Raw genomic sequence first — 16,480 nt, 5'->3', positions numbered from 1 at the left:
CTGGGACTTCTTCAATAATATCCCCCATTACAAACCCACCGCCCTCAACAAACACTAAGTTTTGAAGCACACGCTTTCTAAGCTTGAGTACTTTAGCCTGTTGTTCTAAAGGCAGACTTTTTATATAGGCAAGTGGCTTTTCTGGCACACCATCATAGCTGACACCATGCTTTTCCAGTTCAGCTTCAATTTCCGACTGACAGGCAGATACTATGAATGTTGTAACGCAGATAAGAATTAAATTCCGTTTCATAAAAGCTCTGTTTAAACTTAAGTTATTGGATACAGTACTGTATTACCTTCATCGATAAGCTTAAGTACCTACAATGTAACTTGTGAAATTTTTTATTTTTTGCTTTGATTATTAGGAAAGCAATATCAGACCTGATCATCTCATTACAGTTCAGATATCAACTGAGTAAAAACAATACTGCTTTTATATCAACATCCCTATGTTAAAAACTATTTTAATAACTGGAGAATAATCGCTACTTAAACCGCTGGCATGATAAGCGATCACTTTCAGCATAAAGTATCAGGTAAATTAGGCGTGTCTTAATCTGGCGCTTATACTTACTGTTTAAACGCCAGAATAAACCTAAAACTTGCTTGCTTTTAATTAATTAAATAAGTTTTAAGGTGCTGCCTTAGCTTTCTCAAAGCCTGACTTAAGAACATCTGGCAGCTTTTTATCAAACCCTTCGACTAATTTAACCGAGTCACCAGTTGCATCTATCAACTCATCTCGTAAATGCAGCATTGCAACTTTAAACTTTGAATCGAAACCAGGAATTAATTTGGTTGCTCCACTTGAAGAAGCAGATACGGTCAAGTTTAAAGGATTAATGACTTTTTCTTCGTAAGACTCGTCGTGTTTTACAGCATCTGGGTTAACTTTATTCAGGTTTTCGATAAGTTGATCTTTTAGACCGGGGGCTGCCATATCGATAAGTTTTTGAACGGCTCCATTGCCAGCAGCTTCCTTTAATTTTCCAAACATTATATATCTCCTTTAGTAACATCCATTTTGGAGACGAGATAATAAATTCAGCTTGTTCAGATTACAACAACACTAAACGTTATGCCTGTAATTTTGTGACTCGATTCAAAGTTTTAACTCAGTTAATTTATAATCTAAATAAGTAACTAATCCAACTTTGCTTTTACCACATCAAATAAAGCATCTATATGAGCAGCATCATTATTTAAACAGGGGATATAATTAAAATTTTTGCCACCAGCATTTAAAAATGTTGTTTTATTTTCTTCTTCGATTTCTTCTAATGTTTCGAGGCAGTCTGCAGAAAAACCAGGGCAGATAACATCAACGGATTTTCCTTGATTCCCAAGCTGTTCCATTGTTTTATCAGTAAATGGACTTAACCATTCTTCGCGACCAAAAATTGACTGGTAGGTCATTTTCCATTCTGAATCGTTTAAGTTTAACGCTTCTGCCAGTAGTTTGGCGGTTATTTCACACTGTTCTGGATAAGGATCACCGTTAGTTGCGTAACGTTTTGGAATGCCATGAAACGACATTAACAATACATCCCCTCTTCCGTTAGTTTGCCAATTATTTTTAACGGATTCCGCCAGTGCTTTGATATACAGTGGATGATCGTAATAATCACGAACAAAAGTGATTTCTGGTAATACCCATTGGTGTTTTGCAAAACGGGCAACCCTATCAAATACGGAAGCGGTCGTTGCAGACGAAAATTGTGGGTAAAGTGGCAGTACAATCACTTTTTTGCAATGGGATAAAGCTTGCATCCCTGCCGCTATTGAAGGATTACCATAGGTCATGGCAAGTTCAACCGATGCACTTATATTGGCTTCATTAAGCTTTTGTTGTAACGATTGCTGTTGTTGCTTACCGATAGCCAGTAACGGCGAACCTTGCTCAGTCCAGATAGACTGATAAAGTTTGGCGACTTTTGGTGGTCGTACTCGCAAAATAACGCCGTGCAATACCGGACACCAGATCCAGCGGGACAGATCAACCACTCGTTTATCGTGCAGAAATTCAGCTAGGTAGGTTCGAACCGCCTTTGAGGTCGGCGCATCGGGAGTGCCGAGATTAACCAGCAGCACTCCCACAGGTGTGTGTTGAGTCATAGAGTGACGACTAGTCTCCAAGTGCCTCAAAAATATTATCGCGAATGTCGGTCATGCTACCAACACCAGGCACTTTTACGTACTCAGGTGCATTTTTGGTATCTTCTTGCGAGAAGATTTTGTAATACTCAACCAACACTTTGGTTTGACTGTGGTAAACATCTAAACGATGACGTACGGTTTCTTCGGTGTCGTCATCACGCTGGATCAACGGCTCACCTGTTTCATCGTCTTTTCCTTCTTCTTTCGGCGGATTATAAACAACATGATAAACCCGGCCAGATTCAGGATGAACTCGGCGCCCAGATAATCGCTTAATTATCTCTTCGTCTTCGACGTCGATTTCAACCACATAATCAACGTCGATGTTATTGTCCCGCATGGCATTGGCTTGAGGTATGGTGCGAGGAAAACCGTCCAGCAGGTAACCTTTTTCACAATCGTCTTGCGCAACCCGCTCTTTTACCAGGCCAATAATGATTTCGTCAGAAACCAGCTGACCAGCATCCATAACTTTTTTGGCTTCCAACCCAAGTGGTGTGCCTGCTTTAACGGCTGCACGCAACATATCACCGGTGGATATTTGCGGAATACCGTATTTTTCTTTAATAAACTGAGCCTGAGTTCCTTTTCCAGCGCCAGGCGCACCCAATAAAATAACTCGCATACTCTCTTCTCCGGGAGTCTTTTATTTGAAGACGATAAATACAGGCTTTCATAAAAGCCTAATACTTTGTGTAGACGCTAAGATACCGATCACAGAGGGCTAACTCAAGCGCTTTATACGACTTTTGTTGGTGTCAGCCCGCATCATTTAAGATAGAGCAATCCGGATGGTTAGATTCTGTGCAAAGAATTGCTCTATATTCATTTTATGAATCATCGCAAATTTACTGTGCAATCAATAAAATAACATCGCTAGAAACAAAACAGCCCCTTAAATGGGGCTGTTTTGATGATTAACGGATTGTCTGTTGTTTAGAATTACTTCAATAACAGAGCATTCAGTCGGCGAGTAAAGGTACCCGGATCTTTCAATGATCCGCTTTCTGCCAGCATGGCCTGATCGAACAAGAACAAAGTCCAATCATTAAAGTCATCACCGGATTGCTCTGCGGCTCGTTTCACCAGAGGGTGTTCCGGATTGAATTCAAACACAGGCTTAACCTCAGGGGCTTCCTGACCAGCGGATGCCATTAATCTCGCCATTTGAGCGGACATTTCGCCTTCCGAGCTCACCACACAGGCTGGTGAATCGGTTAAACGGGTGGTCACTTTGACTTCTTTGACTCGTTCAGCCAACACTTCTTTAAAACGTTCGGCCAATGGCTGGTTTTCTTTTTCGACCTGCTCGCGTTCCTGCTTTTCTTTCTCATCTTCAAGATTGCCTAAGTCGAGGTCACCCTGAGTGACTGAAACAAGCTTTTTCTCTTTAAAATCAGTCAGGTGGGAAATGGCCCATTCATCGATTCTGTCGGACAATAGCAGTACTTCTATACCTTTCTTACGGAAAACTTCCAGATGCGGACTGTTTTTCGCGGTTTCAAAGCTTTCTGCCGTGATGTAGTAAATCTTGTCCTGTCCTTCGGTCATTCGACCAATGTAGTCGTCCAGAGAGACATTCTGGGTTTGATCATCGTTATGGGTTGATGCAAAGCGCATTAATCCGGCGATGGTCTCGCGGTTACTAAAGTCTTCACCAAGGCCTTCTTTCATAACACTGCCAAATTGCTGCCAGAAATGTTGATAATCTTCCGGTTTATTTTTGGCTGTTTTCTCCAACATGGAAAGCACACGTTTAACACAGGCATTTTTAAGAGACTGAGTAACAGAGCTGTCCTGCAAAATTTCACGGGAAACGTTCAGCGGTAGATCATTGCTGTCGAGCACACCGCGAACAAAACGCAAATAGATGGGTAAGAATTGTTCTGCGTCGTCCATTATAAAGACTCGCTGAACATACAGTTTCACTCCGCGCGAGCGCTCACGGTTCCACAAGTCGTAAGGTGCGTTTTTCGGAATGTACAATAAACTCGTGTATTCCTGCTTACCTTCCACTTTATTGTGCGCCCAGGTCATGGGCTCAGCAAAATCATGAGAAATGTGTTTGTAGAACTCTTTGTAATCCTCGTCTGAAATATCCGACTTGGAACGTGTCCACAGAGCGGTTGCTTTATTTACCGCTTCAAACTCAGTTGAAGGTTCAGGCTCTTTGCCCTCTTCCGCAGGTTCGGCAGGTTTCAACATTTCAACAGGAACAGAAATGTGATCGGAGTATTTACCAATAATAGAACGTAAACGCCACTCGCTTAAAAACTCTTTCTCTTCTTGTTTAAGATGCAGAATAATATCGGTACCACGGGTTGCGCGCTCAGCCGCGGCAATTTCAAATTCACCTTCGCCGCTGGAAACCCATTGATGCGCTTCATCTGTGCCAGCCGCTTTTGATACCACAGTCATTTTATCGGCAACGATAAAACCGGAGTAAAAACCAACACCAAACTGACCAATTAAATTTGCGTCTTTCTTTTGATCACCCGACAGTTGTGTCAAAAACTCTGCGGTACCAGAGCGGGCAATGGTGCCTAAATTGCTGATCAGATCATCTTTGGTCATCCCAATACCATTATCGCTAATGGTAACCGTACCGGCCTTTTCGTCTGTGGTAATTCGAATTTTAAAGTCGGGATCATCCGCAATCAGGCTACTATCATCGAGTGATTTAAAACGCAACTTATCAACCGCATCCGCCGCATTTGAAATCAGCTCTCGCAAAAAGATTTCCTTATTGCTGTATAAGGAATGCACCATAATATGCAGCAGTTGTTTCACTTCAGTCTGAAAACTGTGTTTTTCCATGTTGGCCGTCTCACTCATTAATATATACCTCCAGCTTTACGCCAATATTAAAGTTTACAGGCACACTCAAAAAACTCATTTGTGATTTTATTTGCATGCCGAAAATTCAGTGAAACAGTTATGGGGGCAGAAGCCTGAATTTCAACACTTAAAATCAACTAAATGTGATGATATCAGGCTGTATGCTTCAATATATTGAGAGGATAAAAAATAGGTTTACTGACTAAAAGTCGAGCTTACGCCGCTCCGTAATAGAGCGCGCCAATGTATTGGCGTCCAGATATTCCAGCTCACCTCCCATTGGCACACCCTGGGCAATACGGGTCACGGGAATTTGATAAGGTTCTACCATATCGCGAATAAAGTGAGCCGTTGCTTCGCCCTCTACGGTAGAGCCTGTGGCCATGATAATTTCTTGCACATCCCCTGACACCAGTCGTTTTTCGAGTATTTCAAGGCCGAGTTCTTCCGGGCCGATACCATCCAGAGGTGATAAATGCCCCATGAGTACAAAAAACACACCACTGAACACACCAGAACTTTCTATGGCGATCACATCCGCGGGTGACTCAACAATACAGACGGTTGAATGATCGCGTCTTGGGTTTGCACACACCACACAGAGCTCATTTTCAGTAAAGTTTTTACATTGTTGGCAGTGCTGAATATCCACCATTGCCTGAGCAAGAGAGTTTGCCAGCTTCTGCCCGCCTGTCCTATCACGCTCTAACAGATAATAGGCCATACGCTGAGCGCTTTTTCTGCCCACGCCAGGCAAACAGCGCAGCGCTTCAATCATATTTTCAAGAAGTGGTGACTGCTTCATTAAAATGGCATTTTAAAACCGGGAGGGATTGGCAGTCCTTCGGTTACCGATGACATGCGCGACTGAGTCTCTGACTCAACTTTACGCACAGCATCATTAATTGCTGCAGCAACCAGATCTTCAAGGATTTCTTTATCGTCACTCATGAGAGATTGATCGATTTCAACTCGGCGAACATCGTGTCGGCCTGTCATGGTGACTTTAACCATACCAGCGCCTGACTCACCGCTAATTTCCATATTAGCCACTTCGTCCTGCATTTGTTTCATTTTGTCCTGAAGCTGCTGAGCCTGCTTCATCATATTGCCCAAGCCTTTCATCTTAGTCACCTCTGTTAATGAATTTGAATATTTTCTATCGCTATGTCTGTTTCAAACGTCTGCAAAAGAGACGCGACTTTCGGATTATCGATAAATTCACCGCGAATCGATTTAAGCTGCTCTACGCGTCTCTTTTCACTGATTAATTTTGGGGTATTTTCAAGGGTTTCAACAAACTCGATGTTTAAGGTGACTTTCTGCTTAAGCACATCCCCCATCGCCTGCTCGATTTTTCCCTTGGCACTGGCGGTTAAAAAGTGCTCTACCGATTGAAGGGTATTCAACTGCAGTTGATTTTGACTGGCCTGAGTGACCACACTGTTATTAATAATTTGAAAAATGGAACCTGTAATGGACAACTGCTGAATAAAGTCATGCCAGGTATCCGCTTCTATTAACTGTTCGAGGCGTTCAACAACAACTTTTGGAGCAACCTCTTCCTGCTCACTGCTCTCTTGTCCGCCTGTATTAGCGTTTTCTGCAACAGCCTTAGTATCGATAATCTTTTCTGAAACGTTCTTTTCTGAATCATTCTCTTCGAAATCATTCTTTTGGGAAAAACCAGATGCAGATGCTTGCGAACCAGAAACTTGTTGCAGCTTTTGAGGCTGAACTGCCGTATTTTTTGATTGTGAATGCTGTGCTTGAGAATCCGGTGCTTGAGAGTCTTGTGTTTCAGAGTCTTGAACCGGTCTACTCTGAGCAGAAGCAGCCACTTGCTGCTGTATCTGTTTTATTTTACTGCTGGCTGATTGTGCGGGCTTTTGTTGACTAGCGTCCGGGTTTATCTGTTCTTGTGCTTTTTGCGGTTTCTTGTTGTCGCTCGTCAAATCATTTTGATGGTCATTTAGAGAATTTGCTGTTTTTTTTTCCGTCAAAGCAGACTGTTGCCCGGCATGGGATGACGTTGAACTTGGCGCTTTGGCTTGCGAACCACTACGACTTTGTTGTGATAATTTTTGTTGCGATGATTTTTGTTGTAATGATCGGCCAGAATTTGAAGGCACAGAACCGGAAGCAGGACGAAATGTCAGCATTCTCAACAACGCCATTTCAAAGCCTTGTCGGGCATCGGGTGCCAACGGCAGATCTTTTCGAGCGTGAATGCCTAATTGATAAAACAGCTGAATATCGTCTGGACTGAATTGCTGAGCCAGAGTTTGCAGCGTTTGTTCGGTTGACTCTTCTGTTGTCTGTGGCTGTTGACCCACCAACTGTATAACCGCCAGCTTATGCAACGTTGAAATAATATCCGCCATAACGGTTTGGTAATCCGGGGCAAACTCGGCCATCCGCTCGGTGATCTCAAAAATTGCCTGAGTATTGTTGTCACAAAGCGCCTGCAGGTACTCAGTGACAAATTGCTGGTCAACCGCACCAAGCATATCAGCGACGTCGGAGCTTTGTAACTGACCGCCGCCAAAAGCTATGGCCTGATCCAGCAAGCTAAGAGAGTCTCGCATACTGCCATCGGCAGCTTGTGCCAATAAATTCAGACTGGCGGTATCAAAGTTAATGCTTTCTTGCTGCAAAATACTGGTGAGATGCGCCACGATGGACTCAGGCGTCATTCGCTTAAGATGAAATTGCAAACAGCGGGAAAGCACCGTTACCGGTAATTTTTGCGGGTCGGTGGTCGCCAATAAGAAAATAACATGTGGCGGCGGCTCTTCCAGCGTTTTCAATAATGCATTAAAGCTGCTGTTGGAGAGCATATGAACTTCATCAATCAGGTAAACCTTGTAGCGTCCTCGAGTAGGACGATATTGAACATTGTCCAATATTTCACGGGTGTCTTCGACCTTGGTTCTTGAAGCAGCGTCAATTTCCATCAGATCGACGAAGTGCCCCTGCTCAATCTCCTGACAAATATCACACTCGCCACAAGGCTGTGAGGTAATGCCAGTCTGGCAATTAAGGCATTTGGAAAAGATACGGGCAATGGTGGTTTTACCGACACCACGGGTCCCGGTAAACAGGTAGGCATGATGAAGTCGGTCCTGATCAATCGCATTAACGATGGCGCGCTGGACATGTTCCTGCCCAATCAGTTGCTCAAAATTTTGCGGACGCCACTTACGCGCTAATACGGTATAAGACATACTATAACTGTTACCCAAAAGCTAAATTGACAAGCATTATAATCAACTGCCGTCAGGATCTCTAACAAAATGATTTTTGGTGGTTTTTTGCACAAGTTTGATGACTGAACAAATTAATCTATCAGGCCACTTTAAGCGGCTTAAAGGTAATATCTCGAAAGCTATTTAAGTCAGGTAATCAACATTACCGGATAACATAAATGATCTTTGTGGTGGAAAGTTAGGCTAAATCAAGCAGAAAAATGATTAACTCAAAACAGAGTTAACATTCGGGTGGGACCTGCCAGCCACACCTCGGCACACGAGTCAGTCACTACCGTTGCTCCCTTCCGGGCCTGGCGGGATTCGCGACGTATCGTTGCGAGGGGACCAGCAGGTACCCATAACGAAATGAGCGCGCATTATCCCTAATTTATAGTCAATTGAAAACCCCTCAGCGAAAAGAAATATTTGTATACTTTTCAAACAGATAGCTTTAATCCTTGTAGGGTTATTCAGTAATAAGACAGACCAAGCCTATACAAATTGAGATGAAATGGATGAAAAGTCATTAATTGTTATTGATAATCTGTCATTTACCTGACAGATTAAAGCTATTCAAATAGCGGCAAACGATTAGCCCGGCCCCCTTTTATACTCTAATAAAAAATACACCCTACGAATCAACATCTCAAATAAAGAATATTAGAACAAACATAATGAATGGCATCACGAAATGAAATATTCAGTCTCATTTTTTGGTACGTTTTTCCGGTTTATCCATTAGGCTTTAATAAGAGTTACGCCAGACAAGTAGTTACGGATCTATTCGTCTCGAGTAGTCTATTCCCTAAACAGGTGTTTGTTCGAGGTTTAAAAACATGTTTGCTTTTATTTCAGATTTTTTTAAGGGTCGGCCCAAAGAAGAGGCTCAACCAAAACTTCAATCGGTTTCTCAGTCACAGTCTCGTGCTGAACGAACTATTAAGTACGACCCAACATTAATAGATACGCTTAAAAAGGATCACTCCAAGTTAGTGACCCTTTATGGAAGCATGTGGAAGGAAGGATTCGAAAAGAAAGATTACCGAAAACTATCTAATATGATTGCTGAATTCAAAGCAAGCTTTCAGTCTCATCTATTAAAAGAAAATGTTAAGTTTTATGTTTATCTTGAACAGTCATTAGCTGGCGATATACATACTTTACAGGTGGTAAAAGATTTCCGAACCGATATGAATGAAATCGCCAATGCCGTTATTCAATTTTGTAAAAAATACGCCCATCAGGCTTTTACTCATGAAATGGAACAAGATTTTGAAAGAGATTATGTGAAAATTGGAGAAGTATTAACACGTCGGGTCAGCATGGAAGAAAATGAACTCTACTTACTTTACCAGCCTGAATAATGGCTGGTAGAGTATTCATAAATTAGTCAAATACTTACGCTAATATATACCACTGAAAAAACACAAAAAAATAAAATAAATAGTTTAAGTTCAGGGACCAGCATGTCGAAAATATCAGTATGCCATAGGATGCCTGGTACACTTTTTGGTGTCGGGCGGTAGTCATGACAACTGCGCAACTAGACGCTAACACAGCGCTAAAAGCATCTTTTGCGAAAACACCCGTTGTAATTATTGGTAATGGCCCTGTCGGGGTTAAAGCAGCTCAATTGATCCTTGAGCAGTCCGATTATCATCACGTTGCCATCTATGGTGAAGAACAATACAAACCTTATAATCGAGTTCAACTTTCCCTTTTTTTATCGGGCAAACTCGATCGTCAACAATTGGCCAACCCTGTTTCCTTAAAAAAGTCGTCTCGCCTAACCGAGTACATTGGTAAGCGCATCGTTGACATTGACTTTAAAACACGACAAGTCATCGATCAGGACGGTAATACCCAGCGTTACTCAAAACTCATTTTTGCCACTGGCTCCAGTGCATTTATTCCAAACTTAAAAGGTGTCAATAAAAAGGATGTGTATACCTTTCGTTCGATAGATGACGCCCATAAATTAATTGAATGTCGAGAACAAAAGAAAAGTATTTTTATCATAGGTTGCGGAGCGCTAGGTTTAGAAACAGCGCTGGCGATGAAAACCCCTTCTAACAAAGTTATGGTGGGAGTACGTGAAAAGTTACTTTCCCGCCAACTTGATGCCAGCGCCAATACAATATTGCGAGACCGAATCCAGTCTTCCGGAATTGAGTTAATATTTAAAGATCCAATCATTGAAATTAACGGCAGTGAAAAAGCAGAGAGTGTTGTTTTACAAAGTGGACGTAATATAGCAATAGATACCGTGGTTATCTGCGCCGGTATTCGTCCTAATGTTACTCTTGCTAAAAAATTAAATCTTAAACTGAACAAAGGCATATTAGTCGATGACCACATGCTCACGGACGAAGAAAATATCTACGCCATTGGTGAATGTGCCGAACACAATGGTGCAACCTACGGCATTGTCGCCCCCGGATTTGAACAGGCGGAAAACTGCGTCAATCATATTCTGGGGGTTTACAGTAAATACCGAGGCAGTGTTAACAACCTTCAATTAAAAATACAACAGCATCACACCAACATATACGGTGATGTAGAGTCTGAGCCCGATAAAGTTTATACCTATACTCATCGACTTCAGGGTGTGTTTCGAAAAATCATGGTGAAAGATAATCGAATGGTTGGTTATATCGCCATTGGTGACTGGAACGAACAAGTTCAAATAAAAGAGTTTATACAGGAAAAACGCCGAGTACCCGCCAAACGATTTAAACTGTTTGAGCAACGCGGCTTAGTATGGGACAAAAGTGAAGTTAAGTCTTTAAAGGAACAACCAGAAGAGTACATCGTCTGTCTTTGTAAAAGTGTTACCCGAGGCGAATTAACAAAGTCTATGGATGCCGGCAATCGAACCATTGACTCCTTATGTGACAATACCGGTGCAGGATTAACCTGTGGCTCCTGCAAACCACTGGTCGCGCAAATGCTTGACACCCCCCTGGCTAACCTGGTGATGCGGCATCACAACTCAATTTTTGCAGCTTCGATTATTTCATTACTAATGATTGCACTCTTATTACTTAATCAACCAATTGCATCCTCAATAAGCGTCCAAGTGGATTGGAAAGTCGAAATGCTCTGGTTTGATAACTTCTGGAAACAGGTCAGTGGTTATACATTACTGGGACTTTGCATACTGGGCGGAATGCTCAGTGTAAGAAAGCGAGTTAAAGCCATGAATATAGGTAACCTTGATAATTGGCGACTTTACCACTCCATAATTGGAGTAATTGCACTGTTAATTCTAGTGATACACACAGGGTTTCGACTGGGAAATAATTTAAACTTTGCCTTAATGGTGGTCTTTTTAGCTGCCACCACAACCGGATCACTGGTTGGTGTTTTCATGTCAAAAAGTCACCACTGGACGGATTTAAAATTACGTTCCCATCGTAAATGGTGGTCAAGAATTCACTACACACTACTATGGTTACTGCCAGCGCTTTTGGCTTACCATATTTTTGTCGTGTACTACTTTTAGGCTAATGCGCGACTGCTATGGATAAAATAAAAATAAAATTTTGGCACTATGGCATCGTAGTAACGTTATTGATTTCGGCCATACTGGGCTACAACTTATTTAAAGGCGATAAGTCACTGTTTTTAGCCGGTGATGCAAGTCATGGACACTATCAAATCGAACTGGAATGCAACAGTTGTCATGTTGAGTCATTTTCAAATGATGACCTAATGCAACAAGCCTGTGAAGGCTGTCACGCAAAAGAACTTGATGCAGCGAATGACAAGCATCCGAAAAAGAAATTTCTCGATCCAAGAAACGCTGAACTACTGCAGCAACTTGATGCACGTTATTGTGTCACTTGCCATACCGAACATAAGCCAGAGATCACTCGTAAATATGGCGTTACCATTGCACCCGACTTTTGTTTTCACTGCCACGAAGACATTGCCAAAGATCGTCCGAGTCACGCCCCTTTTGAATTTGATTCATGCGCCAGCTCCGGCTGCCATAATTATCATGATAACTCTATGCTGTACGAAGACTTTCTGATTCGACACGCAGGAGAGGAAGCTACGTTTGAGCAGGCGACACTGCCACCTCGTACCGCGTTAATTCGTTGGTTAAAGAAAAATAAAAAAGTAAAACCGTTATCCAGCCAACAACACGACGGACAAAAACTGTTCACTACAAATACTCAAAGTGATAACAAAGGCAAGAGAAATAGCGCGACGAATAAAGACAGTCAAGTAAATTCTATAGTCTCACAGTGGGCGGATAGCCCTCATGCAACAACAGCGGTAAATTGCAGTCAATGTCACGATGACAATAATCAATCATCCCCACACTTAAAGTTCAACAATAATCAGCTTGAAGTGTGCAGCAGTTGCCATGAACGTCAGGCGAATCAATTTGTTCTCGGCAAACACGGGATGCGTCAGGGCCTTGGCTTGCCCTTAATGTCAACAGCCGATGCCAGACAAGGTATTGATACCACACAAGATAAACTACTTACCTGCAGCAGCTGCCATAATCCTCACAGTTTAGATGTATCGATAGCTGCAGTAGAATCTTGTCTCGGTTGTCATCAGGATGAACACTCTAAAAACTATAAATCATCGATACATTTTACTCTTTGGCAACAAGAACAAAATGAAGAGCTGGAAGAAGGCTCTGGCGTTACCTGCGCAAGCTGTCATTTGCCACGCATTAAAAAAGGCAAACGGGTACGGGTAATGCACAATCAAAATCACAACTTAAGACCCAATAGCAAAATGCTTAAAACCGTTTGTATGAACTGTCACGGCGTTGAGTTTTCATTAGATGCACTCGCCGACGAAGCCCTGATAGAAAAAAACTTTAGTGGGCAACCAGACAGTGATCTACAAACCTTCAAGCTGATAGAACAAAGAATTAAAAAACGCCAGCAAAGGCGAAATCAATAACCGTGTTTATTCACACTATAATACTAAAAGTGCTATCGCACAGGAGACAGATATGACCATTGGAAAACTTATCAAACCCACGTTAGTTTTAGCAGCATCTTCACTTATTTCTGGTGCCGCTATTGCTTCCGGTATTACGCCACAAAAAATGGCTGACGCTATTTTTTCTGTCATTGAATCGGATCGAACGGTTTATACACGTAATGTTGTTGACCGTTTGCAAAACAAAGAAGAAGTACTTGACGCAAGTGAACACTGGAAAGAAGAATCAGCTCTCCCTCTTCCGGCACAAATGCTCAGAATGGGATCGGAACGTGTTAATGAAAAAGACTCTGGATTTACCTATTCCCTGCTGTCGTTATGGGCTATCAATAAACAAAATAAACCCAAAACCCCACTGGAAGAAAAAGCACTTAAAATAATTGGCAAGGATCCTTCAAAAAACTTCTACGGTGAAGAAACATTAGCCGGAAAAAAATATTTCACAGCGGTATACCCCGATGTGGCCGTTTCTGAAGCTTGTGTTAAGTGTCATAACAAACATATTGATAGTCCAAGAACAGACTTTAAACTGAATGATGTGATGGGTGGTATTGCTATTAGAATCCCTCTTGAAGATTAATTTAGAGGATTAATTCGCCAGAACTAGCAACAGAAAATAATAATGGACAGTAACAGTTGAGTCATAGTGTTTAATTAAGTATTTAATTAACTCTTTAGTTAAGCCTTTGACTCAACTGTTTGCTCTATAACACCCTATAAAACTCTTACAGAACGGGATGAAAAATCACACCTCTTGTTCGATAGCCTATAAATTTTTATTTGGCTTGAGCTTTATTAATGATATCGGCGATGAGACCTTTACTTGCTTGCTCAATTAAATCTATGACATGTCCAAAACCATCATCCCCACCATAATAGGGATCAGGTACTTCTTTTTCAGCGCAACCTTCAGCATAATCCAGAAACAGTTTTATCTTATGATGATACTGTCTATCACTCATGGCTATTAGATTGGAATAGTTTTGTTTATCCATTGCCAAAATAAAATCAAACTTTTCAAAATCACTCATGGCAACTTTACGCGCTTTAATTGAAGATAAATCATAACCTTGCAACTTACCGGCTTGTTGTGCACGAGGATCCGGAGACTCACCAGAGTGATAACCTCCCGTTCCACAGGAATCAATCAATAACTGATCAATAATGCCTGCTGCGGTTGCTTTTGAACGAAAGACAGCTTCAGCAGTGGGCGATCGACATATATTACCCAGGCAAACAAATAATACGTTCGTTTTCATTTTCTACTCTATCGACTCACTTAATAAGAAGTAATTACTTGATGGTTAACCCACGTGCATATTCACAGGCCGCTTGTAAATCATCGGCAGTATCAACGCCTGCGGGTGGAGTTTTAATGGCAACATCAATTTCTATTGAATGACCACTTTCCAAAACTCTCAACTGTTCGAGTTTTTCAATGTTCTCAAGATTGGAAGGCGGTAGCTGAGAAAAAGCCGCAAGAAAATGATATTTAAAGCCATAAATGCCAATATGGCGATAGTAATTAATCTTAGAAAACGCAGCAGAATCCCGATTAAAAGGTATTGGTGAACGGGAAAAATAAATCGCTTTATTATTATGGCTGATAACCACTTTAACCGTATTAGGATCATGCACCTGTTCTTCCGTAACAATAGGAACACACAAAGTGGCCATTTTACTGTCAGGAGACTCTAAAAGCTCAGCCGTTTGCCGAATAACTTCTGGCGGGATAAAGGGTTCATCACCCTGTACATTAACGATAACATCGTTATCGGCAAGCTTCATTTTAGAGCAGGCTTCATAGATGCGGTCGGTGCCAGACTCATGGCTGCTGGATGTCATCACAACCTGTCCGCCAAACAAGTTTACATGGTCAACGATGCGTTGGTCATCAGTGGCAATAGTAACCGATGCAGCACCCGATAACTCGGCTTGTCGATATACCCGCTCGATCATTGAGTGACCGGCAATATCTTTTAATGGCTTACCCGGCAAACGACTCGATTGATATCGTGCTGGAATAACCACATGAAACGCCATCAGCTCAACTCCATATTATCGATATCGTCACTGCTGACTTTTTCCGCAGCATCAATTAGCAAATTAGGAATGCCATCGTTAACACTATAAGCCAACTTATCAAACGTGCAGATGAGTTGCTTTGAATCTTTTGTTAACTTTAGCTTACCGTTACAGGCTGGACAGACTAATATATCAATCAAGGCTTTGTTCATGTTTAATCTCCAATAAACGTGCGCTCAGCTTATTTATGGCTTGAATTAACGCAGCGTTTGGTACGGTATCAATTTTCAAAAACCACCAATTCTCTTTCGCAAAAGACTTACATTTAATTGCATCTTTTTCGGTCATTAAAACGGCTTGCTCAGCAAAGTCTGAGAAGTCCGACTGTTTAAAATGATAATGATCGGGAAAACTGAAAAAGTCAAAGTCGAAATCATTTTGTATCAATGTCTGACGAAACTTATCTGGATTGCCAATACCGCATACCGCATTACAGCTTTTAAATGGCCTAGCAGCTCGATCTAAAGAAACTTGTACTGCTTCATTAGATTTAATATTAACCAGCGAAATCGCTTGAGTAGAAAACTGTGGTTGAGATTCTTTTTCCGGTATATCTTTTGCGGAAGTATTCGTGATAATCAGATCACATTGTTTCAAGCGTGACAATGGTTCTCTTAATGGCCCTGCCGGCATCATAAATTGATTACCAAACTGTCGTAATCCATCAACAATACAGATTTCAAAATTACGAGCCATTTTATAATGTTGCAAACCATCATCACTGACGATTACATCGGGTTGAAACTGTGTGATAGCAAAATCTACCGCACGTGAACGCTCGGGATCAACAATCACAGGAATGTTTAGACTTTGTTGCAGCATCTTTGGTTCATCACCGCATATATTCACATCGACAGAATCAGTAACAGTGAGAGGGAAGTTTTGAGCAGTACCACCGTAACCTCGACTGATGACGACAACCGATAATGATTTATCCTGAAGCGCTCTCACCAGCCAGTTAATAAAAGGTGTTTTACCGGTTCCACCAAGTGTAATGTTACCCACAACAACAACAGGTGTCTTACTGGCTTTTTGTTGAAACAGTTTTGCCCGATATAAAAGCCGGCGCAATCCATACAGTAGGCACATGAATAGATGAACTGGCCAAAGCAACCACTTTAGCAAAGAGTCGCGGTACCAGAATCCTTCGATAATTTTTTGCATACTATTGAACT

Annotated in this window: 16 protein-coding genes and 1 other RNA gene; 4 read left to right on the top strand and 13 right to left on the bottom strand. The window is 41.7% G+C overall.

Features of this window, described 5'->3' with window-relative positions; genetic code table 11:
• From C8D97_RS09940 to ffs, 9 genes are all read right to left on the bottom strand, one after another.
• Positions 1–253, bottom strand: a 253-nt coding sequence (locus tag C8D97_RS09940) for a hypothetical protein (RefSeq protein ID WP_210204905.1), incomplete at its 3' end; no start/stop codon positions are given.
• A gap of 381 nt (positions 254–634) precedes the next feature.
• Positions 635–1,000, bottom strand: a complete 366-nt coding sequence (locus C8D97_RS09935) for a hypothetical protein (RefSeq protein WP_109763621.1) — start codon at positions 998–1,000, stop codon at positions 635–637.
• Positions 1,001–1,146: 146 nt separating this feature from the next.
• Complete coding sequence (hemH, locus tag C8D97_RS09930; RefSeq protein WP_109763620.1) at positions 1,147–2,118, bottom strand: ferrochelatase; 972 nt, start codon at positions 2,116–2,118, stop codon at positions 1,147–1,149.
• Positions 2,119–2,128: 10 nt separating this feature from the next.
• On the bottom strand, positions 2,129–2,785 hold the full coding sequence (adk, locus tag C8D97_RS09925) for an adenylate kinase (protein WP_109763619.1): 657 nt from the start codon (positions 2,783–2,785) through the stop codon (positions 2,129–2,131).
• A gap of 317 nt (positions 2,786–3,102) precedes the next feature.
• A complete protein-coding gene (htpG, locus tag C8D97_RS09920; RefSeq protein ID WP_109763618.1) occupies positions 3,103–4,995 on the bottom strand; it encodes a molecular chaperone HtpG in 1,893 nt (630 codons plus the stop codon).
• Between the two features lie 205 nt (positions 4,996–5,200).
• On the bottom strand, positions 5,201–5,803 hold the full coding sequence (gene recR, locus C8D97_RS09915) for a recombination mediator RecR (protein ID WP_109763617.1): 603 nt from the start codon (positions 5,801–5,803) through the stop codon (positions 5,201–5,203).
• On the bottom strand, positions 5,803–6,123 hold the full coding sequence (locus C8D97_RS09910; protein WP_109763616.1) for a YbaB/EbfC family nucleoid-associated protein: 321 nt from the start codon (positions 6,121–6,123) through the stop codon (positions 5,803–5,805). The genes recR and C8D97_RS09910 overlap by 1 nt, the downstream gene beginning before the upstream one ends.
• A gap of 14 nt (positions 6,124–6,137) precedes the next feature.
• Positions 6,138–8,225: a DNA polymerase III subunit gamma/tau gene (dnaX, locus tag C8D97_RS09905; RefSeq protein ID WP_109763615.1), complete on the bottom strand. Its 2,088-nt coding sequence runs from the start codon at positions 8,223–8,225 to the stop codon at positions 6,138–6,140.
• Positions 8,226–8,503: 278 nt separating this feature from the next.
• Positions 8,504–8,600, bottom strand: an RNA gene (ffs, locus tag C8D97_RS09900) — signal recognition particle sRNA small type.
• Between the two features lie 485 nt (positions 8,601–9,085).
• Between ffs and C8D97_RS09895 the strand changes: the two genes are divergently transcribed.
• From C8D97_RS09895 to C8D97_RS09880, 4 genes are all read left to right on the top strand, one after another.
• Positions 9,086–9,613 carry a hemerythrin domain-containing protein gene (locus C8D97_RS09895; protein ID WP_109763614.1) on the top strand — a complete coding sequence of 176 codons (528 nt, stop codon included), beginning with the start codon at positions 9,086–9,088 and terminating at the stop codon, positions 9,611–9,613.
• Between the two features lie 164 nt (positions 9,614–9,777).
• Positions 9,778–11,754 carry an FAD-dependent oxidoreductase gene (locus C8D97_RS09890; RefSeq protein ID WP_109763613.1) on the top strand — a complete coding sequence of 659 codons (1,977 nt, stop codon included), beginning with the start codon at positions 9,778–9,780 and terminating at the stop codon, positions 11,752–11,754.
• Between the two features lie 17 nt (positions 11,755–11,771).
• A complete protein-coding gene (locus tag C8D97_RS09885; protein ID WP_109763612.1) occupies positions 11,772–13,178 on the top strand; it encodes a cytochrome c3 family protein in 1,407 nt (468 codons plus the stop codon).
• Between the two features lie 52 nt (positions 13,179–13,230).
• The gene (locus C8D97_RS09880) at positions 13,231–13,800 is read left to right on the top strand and encodes a Tll0287-like domain-containing protein (RefSeq protein WP_109763611.1); all 570 of its coding nucleotides are present in this window, start codon (positions 13,231–13,233) and stop codon (positions 13,798–13,800) included.
• Positions 13,801–13,996: 196 nt separating this feature from the next.
• Here C8D97_RS09880 and C8D97_RS09875 read toward each other — a convergent pair whose 3' ends face one another.
• The 4 genes from C8D97_RS09875 to lpxK are packed head-to-tail and all read right to left on the bottom strand — an operon-like array spanning position 13,997 to position 16,469.
• The gene (locus C8D97_RS09875) at positions 13,997–14,479 is read right to left on the bottom strand and encodes a low molecular weight protein-tyrosine-phosphatase (protein ID WP_109763610.1); all 483 of its coding nucleotides are present in this window, start codon (positions 14,477–14,479) and stop codon (positions 13,997–13,999) included.
• 34 nt (positions 14,480–14,513) lie between these two features.
• Positions 14,514–15,263 (bottom strand): 3-deoxy-manno-octulosonate cytidylyltransferase, encoded by a 750-nt coding sequence (gene kdsB / locus C8D97_RS09870; RefSeq protein WP_109763609.1) that lies wholly within the window; start codon positions 15,261–15,263, stop codon positions 14,514–14,516.
• Positions 15,263–15,457, bottom strand: a complete 195-nt coding sequence (locus C8D97_RS09865) for a Trm112 family protein (RefSeq protein WP_109763608.1) — start codon at positions 15,455–15,457, stop codon at positions 15,263–15,265. The genes kdsB and C8D97_RS09865 overlap by 1 nt, the downstream gene beginning before the upstream one ends.
• Positions 15,438–16,469, bottom strand: a complete 1,032-nt coding sequence (gene lpxK / locus C8D97_RS09860; RefSeq protein WP_109763607.1) for a tetraacyldisaccharide 4'-kinase — start codon at positions 16,467–16,469, stop codon at positions 15,438–15,440. The genes C8D97_RS09865 and lpxK overlap by 20 nt, the downstream gene beginning before the upstream one ends.
• Between the last annotated feature and the right edge of the window lie 11 nt (positions 16,470–16,480).

Origin of the sequence: Pleionea mediterranea, assembly GCF_003148745.1 — a bacterium.
In the GTDB taxonomy this organism is placed as follows: domain Bacteria; phylum Pseudomonadota; class Gammaproteobacteria; order Enterobacterales; family Kangiellaceae; genus Pleionea; species Pleionea mediterranea.
The sequence above is the reverse complement of the archived record's forward strand: the minus strand, read 5'-3'. Positions and strand labels throughout refer to the sequence as shown.